The organism is Streptomyces sp. AP-93, assembly GCF_022808175.1.
Taxonomy (GTDB): domain Bacteria; phylum Actinomycetota; class Actinomycetes; order Streptomycetales; family Streptomycetaceae; genus Streptomyces.
Map to the genome: position 1 here is coordinate 633,289 of NZ_JALGBX010000001.1, position 15,782 is coordinate 649,070.

The 15,782-nt window shown below is 72.1% G+C and carries 17 protein-coding genes; 10 read left to right on the forward strand and 7 right to left on the reverse strand.

Annotated features, from left to right (window positions below):
• Positions 1-74: 74 nt before the first annotated feature.
• Both MTF69_RS02985 and MTF69_RS02990 read left to right on the forward strand, forming a co-directional pair.
• On the forward strand, positions 75-278 hold the full coding sequence (locus tag MTF69_RS02985) for a cold-shock protein (protein ID WP_112447913.1): 204 nt from the start codon (positions 75-77) through the stop codon (positions 276-278).
• Positions 279-398: 120 nt separating this feature from the next.
• Positions 399-2,090, forward strand: a complete 1,692-nt coding sequence (locus tag MTF69_RS02990) for a DEAD/DEAH box helicase (protein WP_243330355.1) — start codon at positions 399-401, stop codon at positions 2,088-2,090.
• Positions 2,091-2,181: 91 nt separating this feature from the next.
• On the opposite strand, the gene MTF69_RS02995 is transcribed toward MTF69_RS02990, so the two are convergent.
• Genes MTF69_RS02995 through MTF69_RS03015 form a run of 5 tightly spaced genes read right to left on the reverse strand, consistent with a single transcriptional unit; the run spans position 2,182 to position 6,618 of the window.
• Positions 2,182-3,114: a tyrosine-protein phosphatase gene (locus MTF69_RS02995; protein WP_243330356.1), complete on the reverse strand. Its 933-nt coding sequence runs from the start codon at positions 3,112-3,114 to the stop codon at positions 2,182-2,184.
• A gap of 31 nt (positions 3,115-3,145) precedes the next feature.
• Entirely contained in the window at positions 3,146-4,252 is a 1,107-nt protein-coding gene (locus MTF69_RS03000; RefSeq protein WP_243330357.1) for a nitronate monooxygenase family protein, read from the reverse strand.
• 4 nt (positions 4,253-4,256) lie between these two features.
• Complete coding sequence (locus MTF69_RS03005; RefSeq protein ID WP_243330358.1) at positions 4,257-4,994, reverse strand: CoA-transferase subunit beta; 738 nt, start codon at positions 4,992-4,994, stop codon at positions 4,257-4,259.
• Positions 4,991-5,842, reverse strand: a complete 852-nt coding sequence (locus MTF69_RS03010) for a CoA transferase subunit A (protein WP_243330361.1) — start codon at positions 5,840-5,842, stop codon at positions 4,991-4,993. The genes MTF69_RS03005 and MTF69_RS03010 overlap by 4 nt, the downstream gene beginning before the upstream one ends.
• Positions 5,839-6,618, reverse strand: a complete 780-nt coding sequence (locus MTF69_RS03015) for an enoyl-CoA hydratase family protein (RefSeq protein WP_243330362.1) — start codon at positions 6,616-6,618, stop codon at positions 5,839-5,841. Before MTF69_RS03015 ends, MTF69_RS03010 begins: the two co-directional genes overlap by 4 nt.
• 56 nt (positions 6,619-6,674) lie before the next feature.
• Here MTF69_RS03015 and MTF69_RS03020 point away from each other — a divergent pair, with 56 nt between their 5' ends.
• Both MTF69_RS03020 and MTF69_RS03025 read left to right on the forward strand, forming a co-directional pair.
• Positions 6,675-7,457, forward strand: coding sequence for an SDR family oxidoreductase (locus MTF69_RS03020; RefSeq protein ID WP_243330363.1), 783 nt, complete (start codon positions 6,675-6,677; stop codon positions 7,455-7,457).
• A 1-nt stretch (position 7,458) separates the two neighbouring features.
• Entirely contained in the window at positions 7,459-8,367 is a 909-nt protein-coding gene (locus tag MTF69_RS03025) for an SDR family oxidoreductase (protein ID WP_243330364.1), read from the forward strand.
• Between the two features lie 102 nt (positions 8,368-8,469).
• Here MTF69_RS03025 and MTF69_RS03030 read toward each other — a convergent pair whose 3' ends face one another.
• Complete coding sequence (locus MTF69_RS03030; RefSeq protein WP_243330365.1) at positions 8,470-9,102, reverse strand: hypothetical protein; 633 nt, start codon at positions 9,100-9,102, stop codon at positions 8,470-8,472.
• A gap of 258 nt (positions 9,103-9,360) precedes the next feature.
• Between MTF69_RS03030 and MTF69_RS03035 the strand changes: the two genes are divergently transcribed.
• The 6 genes from MTF69_RS03035 to MTF69_RS03060 all read left to right on the forward strand — a co-directional run bounded on the left by MTF69_RS03035 (position 9,361) and on the right by MTF69_RS03060 (position 14,688).
• On the forward strand, positions 9,361-10,143 hold the full coding sequence (locus MTF69_RS03035; RefSeq protein WP_243330366.1) for a 2-keto-4-pentenoate hydratase: 783 nt from the start codon (positions 9,361-9,363) through the stop codon (positions 10,141-10,143).
• A 1-nt stretch (position 10,144) separates the two neighbouring features.
• Complete coding sequence (locus MTF69_RS03040) at positions 10,145-11,080, forward strand: acetaldehyde dehydrogenase (acetylating) (RefSeq protein WP_308401357.1); 936 nt, start codon at positions 10,145-10,147, stop codon at positions 11,078-11,080.
• Positions 11,077-12,135: a 4-hydroxy-2-oxovalerate aldolase gene (gene dmpG / locus MTF69_RS03045; RefSeq protein ID WP_243330367.1), complete on the forward strand. Its 1,059-nt coding sequence runs from the start codon at positions 11,077-11,079 to the stop codon at positions 12,133-12,135. Before MTF69_RS03040 ends, dmpG begins: the two co-directional genes overlap by 4 nt.
• 87 nt (positions 12,136-12,222) lie before the next feature.
• Positions 12,223-13,362, forward strand: coding sequence for a Rieske 2Fe-2S domain-containing protein (locus tag MTF69_RS03050; RefSeq protein ID WP_243330368.1), 1,140 nt, complete (start codon positions 12,223-12,225; stop codon positions 13,360-13,362).
• The gene (locus tag MTF69_RS03055) at positions 13,362-13,592 is read left to right on the forward strand and encodes a ferredoxin (protein WP_243330369.1); all 231 of its coding nucleotides are present in this window, start codon (positions 13,362-13,364) and stop codon (positions 13,590-13,592) included. The genes MTF69_RS03050 and MTF69_RS03055 overlap by 1 nt, the downstream gene beginning before the upstream one ends.
• On the forward strand, positions 13,585-14,688 hold the full coding sequence (locus MTF69_RS03060; protein ID WP_243330370.1) for a ferredoxin--NADP reductase: 1,104 nt from the start codon (positions 13,585-13,587) through the stop codon (positions 14,686-14,688). The genes MTF69_RS03055 and MTF69_RS03060 overlap by 8 nt, the downstream gene beginning before the upstream one ends.
• A gap of 89 nt (positions 14,689-14,777) precedes the next feature.
• On the opposite strand, the gene MTF69_RS03065 is transcribed toward MTF69_RS03060, so the two are convergent.
• Entirely contained in the window at positions 14,778-15,659 is an 882-nt protein-coding gene (locus MTF69_RS03065; protein ID WP_243330371.1) for an IclR family transcriptional regulator, read from the reverse strand.
• Between the last annotated feature and the right edge of the window lie 123 nt (positions 15,660-15,782).

Consider the following 15,782-nt stretch of genomic DNA (forward strand, 5'->3'; position numbering starts at 1 on the left):
TCCGACAGGCGCTTTTATTGTTTTGCCGGAATCTCCGGATGGGGCCCTTTGCCGCCTATTCAGGAGATTCAAAAATGGCACTTGGCACCGTGAAGTGGTTCAACTCGGAAAAGGGCTTCGGCTTCATCGAGCAGGACGGTGGCGGCCCGGACGTCTTCGCCCACTACTCGAACATCGCCACCCAGGGCTTCCGTGAGCTCAACGAGGGCCAGCGCGTGTCCTTCGACGTCACCCAGGGCCAGAAGGGCCCCCAGGCGGAGAACATCCTCCCCGCCTAAGGCAGTCAGCACGCCGGGGTCCGCACCGAGTAGGTGCGGGCCCCGGCTTGTCTGCTGTTTCGCACCATTTGTTTGCAGTGCTTTGTGCAGTACCTGCCGGTTTCAGGAGGGCTTTCTCGCATGACCAGCTCCAGCTCCGCACGACCCAGCCGCCGCCCCACCCGGGGTCGAGGTGCGGCTCAGGGACGTCCGAAGGCTGGCGCGGGACGGCAGAAGTCCGCCCCCGTAGCCAGGCCCCAAGAATTCACCATGCCCGAACCGCTGACCCCGGCCCTGCCGCCGGTGGACTCGTTCGGGGACATGGACATGCCCGAGGCGCTGCTGAAGACCCTCGCAGCCCAGGGCGTCACCGAGCCGTTCCCGATCCAGGCCGCGACCCTGCCGAACTCCCTCGTCGGCCGTGACCTGCTCGGCCGCGGCCGTACCGGCTCCGGCAAGACGCTGGCCTTCGGCCTGGCCCTGCTGGCCCGCACCGCCGGCCGCCGCGCCCAGCCGAAGCAGCCGCTCGCGCTGGTCCTCGTACCGACCCGCGAGCTCGCGCAGCAGGTCACCGACGCGATGGCCCCGTACGCCACGGCCGTCAACCTGCGGATCACGACCGTCGTCGGCGGCATGTCGATCAACCGGCAGTCCGGCGCCCTGCGCCGCGGCGCCGAGGTGCTCGTCGCCACCCCCGGCCGCCTGAAGGACCTCATCGACCGCGGTGACGCCGACCTCTCCCAGGTCTCCATCACGGTCCTGGACGAGGCCGACCAGATGACCGACATGGGCTTCATGCCGCAGGTCACCGCCCTGCTCAAGCAGGTCCAGCCCGACGGCCAGACCATGCTGTTCTCGGCGACCCTCGACAAGAACATCGACAAGCTCGTCAAGATGTTCCTCACCGACCCGGTCGCCTTCTCCGTCGACCCGTCCGCCGGTGCGGTCAGCACGATGGAGCACCACGTCCTGTACGTCATGGACGAGACCGACAAGAAGGCCGTGGCCACGCGCATAGCCGCTCGCGACGGCCGGGTGATCATGTTCGTCGACACCAAGCGCGGGGTCGACCGCATGGTCAAGAAGCTCCTCGCCGACGGCGTCCGCGCCTCCGGCCTGCACGGCGGCCGCTCGCAGCCGCAGCGCAACCGGACCCTCGACTGGTTCAAGACGGGCGAGGTCACCGCGCTGGTCGCCACCAACGTGGCCGCGCGAGGCATCCACATCGACGACCTCGACCTCGTCGTCAACGTGGACCCGCCGACCGACCACAAGGACTACCTGCACCGCGGCGGCCGTACCGCCCGCGCCGGCGAGTCCGGCAGCGTCGTCACCCTGGTCCTGCCCGACCAGAAGCGCGACATGACCCGCCTGATGTCGGACGCCGGGATCTCCCCGCGCACCGCGCAGATCAAGTCCTCCGACGAGGAGCTCGCCCGCATCACCGGCGCCAAGGAGCCCTCGGGCATCCCGGTCGTCATGGAGGTGCCGCAGGCGACCCCGCCGCGTCAGCGCTCCGCCGGCCAGGCCGGCGGGGGCTCGGGCTCCGGCGCGCGCCGCCGCTCGGGCGGACCGCGTACGGGCACCGGCACGAGCGCGGCTCCGGCCGCCGGGGGCGGCCGCGGCCGTCGCACCGGTGGCGGCGCCGCCGGGCAGGCTCCGGCCTCCGGCTCCGGCCAGGCCCGCCGCGGCCAGGGCGGACAGGGCGGCTCCACGGGCGGCTCCGGCGAGCGCGGCCGGCGTACCGGAGGTGCCCCCTCCGGTGGCGCCGCCGCCGCTTCGGCCCGCAGCCGCGTGGGTGGCGCCGGCCAGGGCCGCCGCCGCTCCGCCTGATCCGCGGAACCCCGTACGAAACACTGCGCCGGGCGGCATCTGCCGCCCGGCGCAGTGGTGTTTTCCGAGGCCGCGAACGCCCGGCCGGTGCTTAGCGGACCATCTTCACCTGGAGCTTCGCCAGGGTCCGCAGGTCCAGGCCGAGACCGTCGGTGAGGTAGCCGTAGAGGCTGCCGTAGTCGGCCTCCATCTGCGTGGTCGCCGCATCCAGGTAGTCCTGGCGGACCTCCTGGAGCGGGATCAGCAGATCGGGGTTCTGCATCCGGCCGGATGCCTTGATGCCCGCCCGCACCTGGGCGTCGTACGCCGCGCGGAAGGTGTTCGAGGCCAGGTAGTCGCGCTCGGCCGTGTCCTGTGGGACGGCCAGGGCGTTCAGCAGGACGTAGCTCATCCAGCCCGTCCGGTCCTTGCCCGAGGTGCAGTGGTACAGCAGCGGGCCCTGGTTCCCGTCGGCGATCTCGCGGAGGGTGGCCGCGAACTGCGCCCGGTTCTCGGGATTGGTCACGAACGCGCGGTAGACGTCGCGCATGTACGCCTCGGCGCGGCCGCCGCCGAGCATCTGCTCCTGCCTCACGGGGTCACCGCTGCCTATCGCGGAGATCAGCAGCCCGTACAGGCCGTTGTCGTTGACCGGGCGGGCGGTGGAGGCCAGACCGGCGGGCAGCTTGTCGGCCCCGTCGTACTGGACCTCCATGGGGATGCGGAAATCGAGGACCTTCTTGAGGCCCAGACCGCCCACGGTGGTGATGTCCGAGGCGGTCAGCTTGCCCAGTGCGTCGGAGCGGTAGACCAGTCCCTGACGAACTCGGCCTCCCGTCCAGGTGCGGTAGCCGCCGACGTCGCGGACGTTGACCGCGCCCTGGAGGGGGATCTGGCGGATCGTTTCCGTCGACTGCGTGTGCCAATGGTGGCGCGAGGCGGCGGCACTGTCGGCCGGCGCGGCGTACGCGGCGGCGGGCAGGGTCCCGATGGCGAGGGCGGAAGCGAGCACCGCGGTCGCCAGGCGGATTCGGGCACGGCTCATCTGGGTCAACTCCTGTAACGGAGAAGGGGAATCACCCTGGTGGTGGCAGGGTGCCGAGCGGGTGAGGGGGGAGGGGGAGAAGCTGTGGGGGAGTGAGGCCGTTCAGCCGGTCCAGCACGGCGTGTGCCTCGGCCATGACGCGGGTGACGAGCTCCGCACAGGACGGAAGGTCCTCGATCACGCCCGCGACCTGGCCCGATGCCATGACACCGAGGTCCGTACGGCCCTCGACCATGGACGCTTTGAGGAGCATGGGGGTGTTCGCGGCGAGCAGCACCTGGCTCCAGGACAGGTCCTTGCCGTGTTTCATCGCGAGGCCGTCCCGGACCATTTCCGCCCAGGTCAGACCCGAAAGCTTCTTGAAGCCGGCCGCGTGCCGCACCGCCTTGGCCAGCGCCTTCGCCCGGCCGGCCCGCTCCAGGGAAGCGACCAGCTCGCTGCGCAGCATCCGGTGCGGGAGCCCGTCCACGGCGGTGGTGACGGTGACGTCCTTCACCGTCGCCTTCAGGTACTCGGCCTTCACCGCGTCCGGGACCGTCGAGTCGGAGGTCAGCAGGAACCGGGTGCCCATGGCGATGCCCGCGGCCCCGTAGGCCAGCGCCGCCACCAGACCGCGGCCGTCGCTGAACCCGCCCGCCGCGATCACCGGAATGTCCACCGCGTCGACCACCTGCGGCAGCAGCACGGTCGTGGCCACGTCACCGGTGTGCCCGCCGCCCTCGCCGCCCTGCACGATCACCGCGTCCGCGCCCCACGCCGCGACCTTCTCGGCGTGCCGGCGGGCACCGATCGAGGGGATCACGACGACGCCCGCGTCCTTGAGCCGCGCGATCAGCTCCCTGGACGGGGCCAGCGCGAAGGAGGCCACCCGGACGCCCTCGTCGATGATCAGCTGCGCCCGCTCGGCCGCGTCCCCCGCGTCCGCGCGCAGATTGACCCCGAACGGGGCGTCCGTACGGGACTTGACCTCGTGGACCGCCGCCCGCAGCTGCTCCATCGTCATGGTCGCCGACGCCAGGATGCCCAGCGCGCCCGCGTTCGCCGCCCCCGACACCAGGCGCGGACCGGCCACCCAGCCCATGCCCGTCTGCACGATCGGATGCTCGACACCGACCAGCTTGGTGAATGCCGTCTCCATCGGCTCAGACCCGCACTTCGCGGTCGCGCAGGCCCTTGGGGTCGATGACCTCGCGGATCAGCCGCAGCTCCTCCGGCGTCGGCTCCCGCGTGTACGGGACCTCCCCGGGGAGGTCCAGCTCGAAGCCGGTCGCCGCCCGGACCTGCTCCACCGTGACCCCGGGGTGCAGGGAGACCAGGCGCATGGCGTGGCCGGGGCCCCCGAAGTCGAAGACGCCGAGATCGCTGACCACACGGGGGAGCCGGTGGAACCGGGTCACCCCGGCCGCCTCCGCACGGTCGTAGCCCACGCCGCTCACCATGTCGACGCGCTCGACGAACACCCGGGTGGAGTGCTTGGGGATCCAGTAGCTCACCGGATTGTTCAGGGTGTTCACCGGGGCGCCGCGCACCCCGAGGAGCTGGCGGGCCGGCTGCTCCCAGTCCCCGATGCAGGAGATGTTCTGGTTGCCGAACCGGTCGATCTGGCTGGCGCCCATCATCACGTGCCGGCGGCCCCCGGTGACCATCGTCAGGTGACGGCGGTACGGGAGCCAGCCCTCGGCCGAGCCGTCGAGCCCGACCAGCATGGCTTCGCCGTCGGTCAGCAGCAGGTAGGGGGAGAAGGTCCGCTTCGCCAGCCGGGCACCGAAGGAGGGCACCAGGCCCATCGGGCTGGCCAGCACCTCGCCGTTGTCCCGCCAGGCTTCGGCGCAGGCGATCACGCAGTATTCCGAACGGCTGACCGCGGTCGTCGTGCTCACTTCTGCTCCTCGTGCCAGGCCTGGACGGCCGACTGGTAGGCGTGCTCGCTGCCGCCGGAGAGGAACCGCTCGGCGAACTCGGGCCAGGGGGTGGTCGCGTACAGCTTCTGGAAGGCCTCGTCGCGGTCGTAGTCGGGGGCGCAGGAGGTGAAGTGCGCGCCGTTCGGGGTCTCCACGACCCCGGTGACCGAGTGGCGGCTGACGAGCAGGGACTGCGGCGGCCCGGACTTGGCGAGCTCCGCGGTCTCGACGAGCTGCTCGCAGGAGACGTAGGCGGCGTCGGCGGCCTCGCAGAAGAGGTCGTCGAAGTACGGGTCGGGGCCCAGGTACTGGGCGTTGCCGAGCCGGTCGGCCCGGTTGAGGTGGACCAGCGCGACGTCCATGCGCAGCGCGGGGACCGCCACGAACTCCTCCCCGTCGGCGTACGGGGAGGTGACGGTGCGCAGCTCGGGGTTGACGCGCATGACGTCGGAGCCGAGGCCGGCGCGGACGGGGAGGAAGGGCATCCGGTTCGCGGCCGCGTGCAGGCCCCACATGAACATGGCCTCGTCGAGCTCGGTGAGGGCGAAGGCGCGGCTCTCGCGGGCGGCCCGGTAGTGCGGCTCCAGCGGGATGGAGTCGAGGGTGACGAAGGGGGTGACCAGCTTGCGGATCCGGCCGGCCGCGGCGAGCAGGCCGACGTCGGGGCCGCCGTACGAGATCACGGTGAGATCGGTGATCCCGGAGCGGAGCAGTGCGCGCACCAGGGCCATGGGCTTGCGCCGCGAACCCCAGCCGCCGATGCCGATGGTCATCCCGCTGCTCAGCCGGCCGACCGCCTCTTCGGGGGTCATGCTCTTGTCGGTCATGCCGATTCCGCCTTTGCTCCGCTGGTTGCGCCGGTCCCGTTGCTGCCGAAGGTGTCGCGGACCCGGTCGGCCACGCCGCTGAGGTTGGCCTCGAAGGTGAAGCCCTGCTCGAAGCGGTAGCTGCGGCGCACGTCCACGGGGTCGATCCCGTTGATGGCCGCCTTGGCGAGCCGGATGAGGTAGCCGTCCTTCTTCGCGATCTCGGCGGCCAGCTCCAGGGCGGCCGCCCGCAGTTCTTCGCGGGGGACCACCTTCCACACCGACCCGTGCGCGTGCAGTTCGGCGGCGGTGGCGGTGCGCGAGGTGTAGTACAGGGTGCGCATCATGTGCTGCGGGACGAGCCGGGCCAGGTGGGTGGCGGCCCCGAGGGCGCCCCGGTCCAGCTCGGGCAGTCCGAAGGTCGCGTCCTCGGAGGCGACGATGGCGTCGGCGTTGCCGACCAGGCCGATCCCGCCGCCGAGGCAGAAGCCGTTCACGGCCGCCACGACCGGCACTTCGCACTCGTAGACGGCGGCGAAGGCCTCGTAGCAGCCCCGGTTGGCGCCGATGAGCGAGGCGTGGCCGGTGTCGCGCTGCATCTCCTTGATGTCGACGCCGGCGTTGAAGCCGCGGCCCTCGGCGGCCAGGACCACGCACCGGACCTCCGGGTCGCGGCCGGCCGCGCGCAGGGCGTCGGCCAGGTCGTACCAGCCCTGCACGGGCAGTGCGTTGACCGGCGGGAAGTCGACTGTGACGAGTGCGATGCCCTTGTCGGGGCTTGAGGTGGAGACACCCATGAGCGGATCAGCTACCTTTCCACCAAACATTTGTTAGGTGAGGAAGGTAGCAGCCGATGGAGCTCAACGGGAGGGTTGTCGTCGTCACCGGCGGAACCCGGGGCGTCGGCGCCGGGATCGCGCGGTCGTTCCTCGCGGCGGGGGCCGAAGTCGTCGTCTGCGCGCGCCGGCCGCCGGAGGAACCGGTCACGGCAGCAGGCCGCACGGCGGTCTTCACCGCCCTGGACCTGCGCGATCCGGCCGCCGTACAGGAGTTCTTCGCATCGGTCGCCGCGCGCCACGGGCGCCTCGACGCTCTGGTGAACAACGCCGGCGGAACCCCGTACCGGCTGCTGGGGGAGGGCGAGGCCGAGCGCCACGCACGCGTCGTCGAGCTCAACCTGATCGCCCCGATGACCGCCTCGCTCGCCGCCCACCCCTGGCTCCGGGAGACCCGGGGCTCGATCGTCATGATCGGCAGCGTCAGCGGGACCCGGCCCTCTCCGGGCACCGCGGCCTACGGGGCGGCGAAGGCGGGCCTGGAGAACCTGGCCCGCTCCATGGCCGTGGAATGGGCCCCCGAGGTACGGGTCAACTCGCTGGTCCTGGGCATGGTGCGGACCGAGCTGTCCCACCTGCACTACGGCGACGAGAGCGGGATCGCGGCGGTCGGCGCGACCGTACCGCTGGGACGGCTGGCGGAGCCCTCGGACGTGGGCGAGGCGGCCGTCTTCCTGGCCTCCGACCGGGCCGGGTACGTGAGCGGGGCGAGCCTGCTCGTGCACGGGGGCGGTGAGCGGCCGGCGTTTCTGGATGCGGCCACTGCGAACAAGTCATACAAGTCGAACAAGGAGAGCTGACATGGGACTTGCCGAAGGCCGTGTGGTCATCGTGACGGGCGCCGGGCGGGGGCTGGGCCGGGCCCACGCGCTGGCCTTCGCCGAGGAAGGGGCGCGGGTCGTCGTCAACGACCTCGGCGTCGGCCTGGACGGGCTGCCGGGGCCGGAGAGCCCGGCGGCGCTGGTCGTCGCCGAGATCCGGGCGATGGGCGGGGAGGCCGTGGCGCACGGCGGCGACATCGCGACGGCACAAGGCGCGACGTCACTGGTCGAGACGGCCGTCTCGGCTTTCGGGCGACTGGACACCCTCGTCAACAACGCGGGGTTCCTGCGCGACCGGATGCTCGTGAACCTGGACGAGGACGACTGGGACGCCGTGATGCGGGTCCACCTGAAGGGGCACTTCCTGCCGCTGAAGCACGCGGCGGCCTACTGGCGGGCCGAGGCGAAGGAGGGCCGGCAGGTCGCCGCGCGGGTCGTCAACACCTCCTCGGGGGCGGGGCTGCTCGGGTCCGTGGGCCAGGGCAACTACAGCGCGGCCAAGGCCGGGATCCTGGGGCTGACCCTGGTGTCGGCCGCGGAGATGGGCCGCTACGGGGTCCAGGTCAACGCGATCGCCCCCGCGGCGCGGACCCGCATGACGGAGCAGACCTTCGCGGACACCATGGCCGCCCCGGAAGCCGGGGCCTTCGACGCGATGGCCCCGGAGAACGTGTCCCCGCTGGTGGTGTGGCTCGGCTCCGACGCCTCGGCCGGGGTCACGGGCCGCGTCTTCGAGGCGGAGGGCGGCCGCATCACGGTCATGGAGGGCTGGCGGCCCGGCCCCACGGCCGACCGCGGAGCGCGGTGGACTCCGTCGGACGCGGGGGAGGCGGCGGCGAAGCTCCTCGCGGAGTCGGAGCGGCCGCAGCCGGTGTACGGGGCGCGCTGACGGGACCCGAGGGAGGCGCCCCGAGGGGCGGCCCGAGGGGGGGCCCGTACTCCGCGCCGGCCGCGTCTGCGGGGTGGGCCGGTGCGGAGCGGGGCCGTGCCCTCAGCGGGTGGCGGGCTTCGGGGTAGGGGTGGGCTTCGGGGTCGGTGCGGCGGGAACCACCACGAAGTTGTACTCGTGGATCGTCGCCGCGTGTCCGCAGACTCCGTCCTTGCCGGCGAACCGGCCGTAGTCGAAGGTGAACCCGTCGCCGGCCTTGGACCGGCGGTCGGCCATCACCCGCATCTTCACGTCGGAGCGGGCCCCAGGCTTCAGGGCCCGCGCGACGGTGGCGAATTCCGCGGGGCTCGTGGGCATCGGCCGCCACTTCTTCGCGGCCTTGTCGTACCACTGCGTCGTGATCTTGATGCGCGGGGAGTTGGTCCCCTCCAGCCACGCGGTGGTGTCCGCGTTCGCGCCGATCGCGGCCAGCGGGCTCGCGGAGATGTTGACCGTGCGGAACGTGAAGGTGGACCAGGTGCCCGCGACGAGCCGGGTCGGGAAGCCCAGCAGCTCGGTGGTGGTCCGCGGGGTCTGCGTCCACGTCGTGCAAGTGGGGAAGGAGTCGGCGGGCGTCGGCGTGGCCGTGGCCCCGGCCGCGGCCGGCTGGGCGACGGCGGCGGGAGCCGACATCAGGACGGCGGGCGCCACGACGGTGGTCGCGGCCAGGGTTGCCAGGATGCGGCGAAGGTTCATTGAGCTCTCTTTGCTGGGCTGGTGCTGTCGTTCCGCTGAAGCTCCGGGCGGTGCGCCGCCCGGGGCCCGTGCGCGCGGTGGCGCATGCGCGAGCCGCACGTAAGACCGCGGAACGTCTCCCGGGGTTGCCCGGAACGTGCGGATTCCTTTCCGGACCGGCCTTTCCCGGTGGCCGGGAAAACGCCCTCCCGGCGCCGGACAGGGGCCGTCTAGCCTCGCCGCACCGAACCCGCCCCCACCGCACGCAAGGACCCGCACATGCTCTCGGACCGCCACCGGCTCCACGTCGCGCAGCAGCTGCGATCCGCCGAGCACGGGCGGACGCCCGTCGAACCCCTCGGCGCCCGCTTCCCCGGCATCGACACCGAGGACGCCTACGAGATCCAGCTCCTCAACATCCGCCACCGCCTCGCGGCCGGCGATCGCGTCACCGGGCACAAGGTCGGGCTGTCGTCCCCCGTCATGCAGGCCATGATGGGCGTCGACGAACCCGACTACGGGCACCTGCTGCACTCCATGGAGCTGCACGAGGACACCCCGGTCCCCGCCGCCGCGTACTGCGCGCCGCGCGTCGAGGTCGAGGTCGGCTTCGTGCTCGGCGAGGACCTCCCCGGCGAGGGCTGCAGCGTCGCCGACGTACTGGCCGCCACCGAGCGGGTCGTCCCGGCCCTGGAACTCATCGACAGCCGGATAGCCGACTGGCGGATCACCATCGCCGACACCATCGCCGACAACGCCTCCTCCGCCGGATACGTCACCGGCGAGGGCCGCGCCCCGCGCGAGCTGGACCTGAAGGCCGTCGACGCCACCCTGACCAACGGATCCGACACCCTGGCGAGCGGCCGCAGCGACGCCGTGCTCGGCGATCCGGCCGCCTCCGTCGCCTGGCTGGCCCGCACCGTCGCCCGCTTCGGGGTCCAGCTCCGCAAGGGCCACCTGATCCTGCCCGGGTCCTGCACCCGCGCCGTGGACGTGACCGCCGGGCGGACGTACACCGCCGACTTCACCGGGCTCGGCCCGGTGTCCCTCTCCTTCTCCTGAGGTGATCACGATCAGTACGAAAACGCAGCCACAGACGCAGCCGAAGACGAAAGCGACCGCCGCCATCGTCGGCTCCGGGAACATCGGGACCGACCTGCTCTACAAACTCCTGCGCTCCCCGCACATAGAACCCCGCTGGATGATCGGCGTGGACCCCGCCAGCGAGGGCCTCGCCCGCGCCCGCCGCGCCGGAATCGAAGCCTCCCACGAGGGCGTGGACTGGCTGCTGGCCCAAGGCGAGCTGCCGGACCTGGTCTTCGAGGCCACCTCCGCCTACGTGCACCGCTCCAACGCCCCGCGCTACGCCGAACTCGGCATCAAGGCCGTCGACCTGACCCCCGCCGCCGTCGGCCCCGCCGTCGTCCCGCCCGCGAACCTGACCGCCCACCTCGACCGGGCCAACGTCAACATGATCACCTGCGGCGGCCAGGCCACCATCCCCATGGTGTACGCCGTCTCCCGCGTGGTCCCCGTCGCCTACGCGGAGATCGTCGCCTCGGTGGCCTCCGTCTCGGCCGGCCCCGGCACCCGCGCCAACATCGACGAGTTCACCCGTACCACCTCCCGGGGCATCGAGGAGATCGGCGGCGCCGCCCGCGGCAAGGCCATCATCATCCTCAACCCCGCCGCCCCGCCGGTCATCATGCGCGACACCGTCTTCTGCGCGATCCCGGCCGACGCCGACCGCGAGGCCATCACCGCCTCCGTCAAGCAGGTCGCCGAGGACGTGGCCTCGTACGTACCCGGCTACCGGCTGCGCACCGAGCCGCAGTTCGACGATCCCTCCCCGCTCAACGGGGGCATGGCCCGGGTCGCGATCTTCCTGGAGGTGGAGGGCGCCGGCGACTACCTGCCGCCCTACGCCGGAAACCTCGACATCATGACCGCCGCCGCCACCAAGGTCGGCGAGGAGTTCGCGAAGGGGCTGCAGAAATGACGGACCACCCGGGCTACCCGAGCTACTCCGACACCCTCGACATCCGGATCACCGACTCCTCCCTGCGCGACGGCTCGCACGCCAAGCGCCATCAGTTCACGGGTGAGGACGTACGGTCGATCGTCTCCGCGCTCGACGGCGCGGGGGTCCCCGTCATCGAGGTCACGCACGGCGACGGACTCGGCGGGTCCTCCTTCAACTACGGCTTCTCCAGGACCCCCGAGCAGGAGCTCATCAAGATCGCCGCCGATACGGCGCGCCACGCGAAGATCGCCTTCCTGATGCTTCCGGGCCTCGGCGTGAAGGACGACATCCGCGCCGCCCACGGCAACGGCGGACAGATCTGCCGGATCGCCACCCACTGCACCGAGGCCGACATCTCCGTCCAGCACTTCGGGCTCGCCCGCGAGATGGGTCTGGAGACCGTCGGCTTCCTGATGATGGCCCACTCCACCACCCCCGAGAACCTGGCCCGCCAAGCCCGGATCATGGCCGACGCCGGCTGCCAGTGCGTGTACGTCGTCGACTCCGCGGGCGCCATGGTCATGGACGAGGTCACCGACCGGGTCGCCGCGCTCGTCGCCGAGCTGGGCTCCGACGCCCAGGTCGGCTTCCACGGGCACGAGAACCTCGGCCTGGGCGTGGGCAATTCGGTCGCCGCCGTCCGCGCGGGCGCCCTCCAGATCGACGGTTCCACCCGGCGCCTCGGCGCGGGCGCCGGCAACACGCCCGTCGAGGCCTTCGCCGCCGTCTGCAAGAAGATGGGCATCCGTACCGGCATCGACGTCCTGAAGATCATCGACGCGGCCGAGGACGTGGTGCGCCCCGTCATGGACGACGAGTGCACCCTCGACCGCATGGCCCTGCTCATGGGTCACGCCGGCGTCTACTCCAGCTTCCTCAAGCACGCCTACCGGCAGGCCGAGCGCTACGGGGTCTCCGGCGCGCAGATCCTCCTGCGCGCGGGCGAACGCCGCCTCGTCGGCGGCCAGGAGGACCAGCTCATCGACATCGCGCTCGAACTCGCCGCCACATCCAGGCCCGCCGACGTTTGAGGCGCGGGGTCTGGGGCGGAGCCCCGGGAAGCGGCGGCCCGCCCGCCCACGAACCGAACCACACCACAACGAAGTGGAGGGTCACCCGTGACCGCAATCGAAGAAGAGCCCCGTGTCATCGAAGCCGCCGCCGTGCCCGCGAGGTTCGCCCGCGGCTGGCACTGCCTCGGCCTCGCCGCCGCCTTCAAGGACGGTGCCCCCCACGAGATCGAGGCCTTCGGCACGAAACTCGTCGTCTTCCAGGGCGCCGAGAGCGGCGAGCTGAGCGTCCTGAACGCCTACTGCCCCCACATGGGCGGCAACCTCGCCCACGGCACCGTCAAGGGCGACACCGTCGCCTGCCCCTTCCACGACTGGCGCTGGTCCGCAGACGGCCGCTGCGCCGCCATCCCCTACGCCCGCCGCGTCCCGCCCCGCGCCAGGACCCGGGCCTGGACCACCCTTGAGCGAAACGGCCAGCTCTACGTCTGGAACGACCCGGAGGGCAACCCGCCCCCGCCCGAGGTCACGATCCCCGTCATCGAGGGCGTCGGCGACCCCGAGTGGAGCGACTGGAGCTGGAACTTCCTGCGCGTGGAGAACTCCAACTGCCGCGAGATCGTCGACAACGTCGTCGACATGGCGCACTTCTACTACGTGCACTACGCCTTCCCGCACTACTTCAAGAACGTCTTCGACGGCCACGTCGCCACCCAGTACATGGAGTCCACCCCGCGCGGCGACGTGGACCTCGGCACCCTCTCCACCGGCGGCGGCCTGCGCTCGGACGCCTCGTACTACGGCCCCTCGTACATGATCGACAAGCTGTGGAGCGACATCGGCGGCGGCGTCGAACTCGAATCGGTCCTCATCAACTGCCATTACCCGATCGACGAGAACAGCTTCATGCTCATGTACGGGACCATCGTCAAGAAGCTCCCCGGCATGAGCGACGAACAGGCCGCCGAAGCCGCCCGCCTCACCTCCGAAGGCCTCGCCGTCGGCTTCGAGCAGGACGTCGAGATCTGGAAGAACAAGACCCGCATCGACAACCCGCTCCTCACCGAGGAGGACGGCCCCGTCTACCAGCTCCGCCGCTGGTACGAGCAGTTCTACGTGGACGCCGCCGACGTCAAGGACGAGATGGTCCGCCGCTTCGAGTTCGAGATCGACACCGCCCGCGCCACCGCCGCCTGGAAGGCCGAGGTCGCCGAGAACCTCGCCCGCCGCGCGGCCGGGACCCCGTGATGACCCCCGTGGTGTGCGGGGAGTGCGCCGCGGTGGTGCTGTGCGAGAAGTTCAGCCCCGCCCACACCCAGGTCCAGTGGACCGAGGAGGCAGCCGAGGCCTGTCCGCGCATCGCCGCCGAGACCGGGGCGGGCCGCCCCAGCGGCCGCGTCCGCTCCTGCGAGGCCCTGCGCGCGGGCATCGAGGCCGCCGTCCTGGCGGGCCGCCTGGAGGTGCCGGCCGATGTCTGACACCGACGGTCGTACGAAGACCCGCGCCGCGGGGGTACCCAGCCCGGCCCCGGCTGCCGCCCGGGGCGGAGCAACCAGCAGGCTGCTGGTCCGCGTCACGGACCGGATCCAGGAGACCCCCGAGGCGGTCTCCCTCGTACTCGACGCGGAACTCCCGTACCGCCCGGGTCAGTTCCTCACCGTCAAGGTGCCGGGGGGAGCCGCCCGCTGCTACTCCCTGGCCGGCTCCCCGCACGCCGGGGACCCGCTGCGCATCACCGTCAAACGGGTCCCCGGCGGCGTCGGCTCCGGCTGGCTGTGCCAGGACGTGGCCATCGGCGACGAGCTGGAGATCCTGCCCCCCGCGGGCACCTTCACCCCGCCCGACCTGGACCGGGACCTGCTCCTGGTGGCGGGCGGCAGCGGCATCACCCCGGTGCTGTCGGTCGCGAAGTCGGCGCTCCTGGCCGGCCGGAGCCACGTCGCCCTGGTGTACGCCAACCGCGACCCCGGCTCGGTGATCTTCCGCGACGAGCTGTGGGGGCTCGCCGAGGAACACCCCGGGCGGCTCACCGTCGTGCACTGGCTGGAGACCCTCCAGGGACTGCCGACCGCCCCGCAGCTGGGCCCGCTCGTGGCCCCGTACGCGGGCCGCGAGGCCTACCTGTGCGGGCCCGCTCCGCTGATGGACGCGGCGGAGGCGGCCGTTCGCTCCGCGGGGGGACAGGGCCGGTCGATCCACCGGGAGCGGTACTTCTCCCTGAGCGGTGACGTCTTCACCCCGGCGGTGGCGGCCCCCGCGCCGGGTCCCGCCCCCGCTCCCGCCGCGGCCGGGGCGGGCGGCACCACCGCCGAGGTGGAGTTCGAGGGGGCCGTGCACACCGTGGACTGGACCGCGGGGACCCCGCTGCTCGACGTCCTGCTCGCCGCAGGCGTCCCCGCTCCGTACTCCTGCCGCGAAGGTGCTTGCAGCGCGTGCTGCTGCCGGGTGCTGGAAGGCGAGGTCAAGATGGTCCGAAACGAGGTCCTGGCCCCCGAGGACCTGGCGGACGGCTACGTCCTGGCCTGCCAGGCCCTGCCGCTCGGAGACCGCGTCCGCATCAGCTACGACGGCTGAACGGCCCCGCCGAACGGCCGCGGGCCCGGCCCCCTGGCGAGGGGTCGGGCCCGGACTCGTTCACTCGTGCGTTGGGGTACCACTACCCACTACATCCACTCGCTGAACCGCAGCCACCCCATCATGTTGTCCATCGCCTGCGCCGAGACCGCCGGCTCCAGGTCCCGCGCCGGCGCGGCCGCGGCCCGCCCCGGCCGGCCCGGTCCGTACAGCTCCCGCCACACCGACCGCGCGCAGGCCAGTACCGCCGGCGCGAGGCGGGCCGTCTCCCGGTCGCCCCGGCAGGAGGACACCGAGACCGCGGCCACGGCCCGCCCGGCGCCCCGCAGCGGAGCGGCCACGCAGCAGATGCCCCGGAAGCTCTCCTCCCGGTCGTACGCCACCCCGCGCTCGCGGACCGCCGTCAGCTCCGAACGCAGAGCGAGCGGCCGGATCAGGGTGCGCGCGGTGCGCGGGCGCAGCCCCTGCGCGAGGACGTGTTCCACCGCGGCGGGATCACTGAACGCGAGGATCGCCTTGCCGGCGGCCGTGCAGTACGCCGGCATCCGGCCGCCGACCCGCGAGGGCACCGTGGTGGCCTCCGAACCGCCGATCCGCTCCAGGCACACCACCTCGGCCCCGTCGAGCACCGACAGGTGCACCACCCGGCCCGTCTGCTCGTGCAGCGCGTGCAGGAGCGGCAGCGCGGCCCGGCGCAGCCGGTTGTGGTGGGAGGCGAGCGCGCCCAGCTCCAGCATGCGCATGCCCATGCGGTAGTCCCGGCCCTCGCGGTCCAGCCAGCGCAACTGCACCAGCTGGTCGAGGATCCGGTGGGCGGAAGAACGTGGGATTCCGGAGCGGCGTACGACCTCGGTGAGCGACAGCCGCGGCTGTGGACCCTCGAAGGCGCCCAGCACTTTCGCGGCCTTCTCCAGCAGCGAAAGCGGTGCGAGCTCGGTCTCCGCGACCTGCTCCATGAACTGGTCAAGCACGAGAAAACCCCCTGCGTGAGGCGTTGGGGCGACCCTGCCACGCGCCCCCGGCCGGAGGGAAGCACCCGGAGGGGTCTATTTCATTCAGTAATACTTCAAGTAGTCGTTTCGAGGAGTTCCGGG

What these genes read in the sequence shown, in the direction of transcription:
- MTF69_RS02985 (WP_112447913.1), top strand. Translation starts at nt 75, where the DNA reads ATGGCACTTGGCACCGTGAAGTGGTTCAACTCGGAAAAGGGCTTCGGC.
- MTF69_RS02990 (WP_243330355.1), top strand. Translation starts at nt 399, where the DNA reads ATGACCAGCTCCAGCTCCGCACGACCCAGCCGCCGCCCCACCCGGGGT.
- MTF69_RS02995 (WP_243330356.1), bottom strand. Translation starts at nt 3,114, where the DNA reads ATGAGCCGTGCCCGAATCCGCCTGGCGACCGCGGTGCTCGCTTCCGCC.
- MTF69_RS03000 (WP_243330357.1), bottom strand. Translation starts at nt 4,252, where the DNA reads ATGGAGACGGCATTCACCAAGCTGGTCGGTGTCGAGCATCCGATCGTG.
- MTF69_RS03010 (WP_243330361.1), bottom strand. Translation starts at nt 5,842, where the DNA reads ATGACCGACAAGAGCATGACCCCCGAAGAGGCGGTCGGCCGGCTGAGC.
- MTF69_RS03015 (WP_243330362.1), bottom strand. Translation starts at nt 6,618, where the DNA reads ATGGGTGTCTCCACCTCAAGCCCCGACAAGGGCATCGCACTCGTCACA.
- MTF69_RS03020 (WP_243330363.1), top strand. Translation starts at nt 6,675, where the DNA reads ATGGAGCTCAACGGGAGGGTTGTCGTCGTCACCGGCGGAACCCGGGGC.
- MTF69_RS03025 (WP_243330364.1), top strand. Translation starts at nt 7,459, where the DNA reads ATGGGACTTGCCGAAGGCCGTGTGGTCATCGTGACGGGCGCCGGGCGG.
- MTF69_RS03030 (WP_243330365.1), bottom strand. Translation starts at nt 9,102, where the DNA reads ATGAACCTTCGCCGCATCCTGGCAACCCTGGCCGCGACCACCGTCGTG.
- MTF69_RS03035 (WP_243330366.1), top strand. Translation starts at nt 9,361, where the DNA reads ATGCTCTCGGACCGCCACCGGCTCCACGTCGCGCAGCAGCTGCGATCC.
- dmpG (WP_243330367.1), top strand. Translation starts at nt 11,077, where the DNA reads ATGACGGACCACCCGGGCTACCCGAGCTACTCCGACACCCTCGACATC.
- MTF69_RS03055 (WP_243330369.1), top strand. Translation starts at nt 13,362, where the DNA reads ATGACCCCCGTGGTGTGCGGGGAGTGCGCCGCGGTGGTGCTGTGCGAG.
- MTF69_RS03060 (WP_243330370.1), top strand. Translation starts at nt 13,585, where the DNA reads ATGTCTGACACCGACGGTCGTACGAAGACCCGCGCCGCGGGGGTACCC.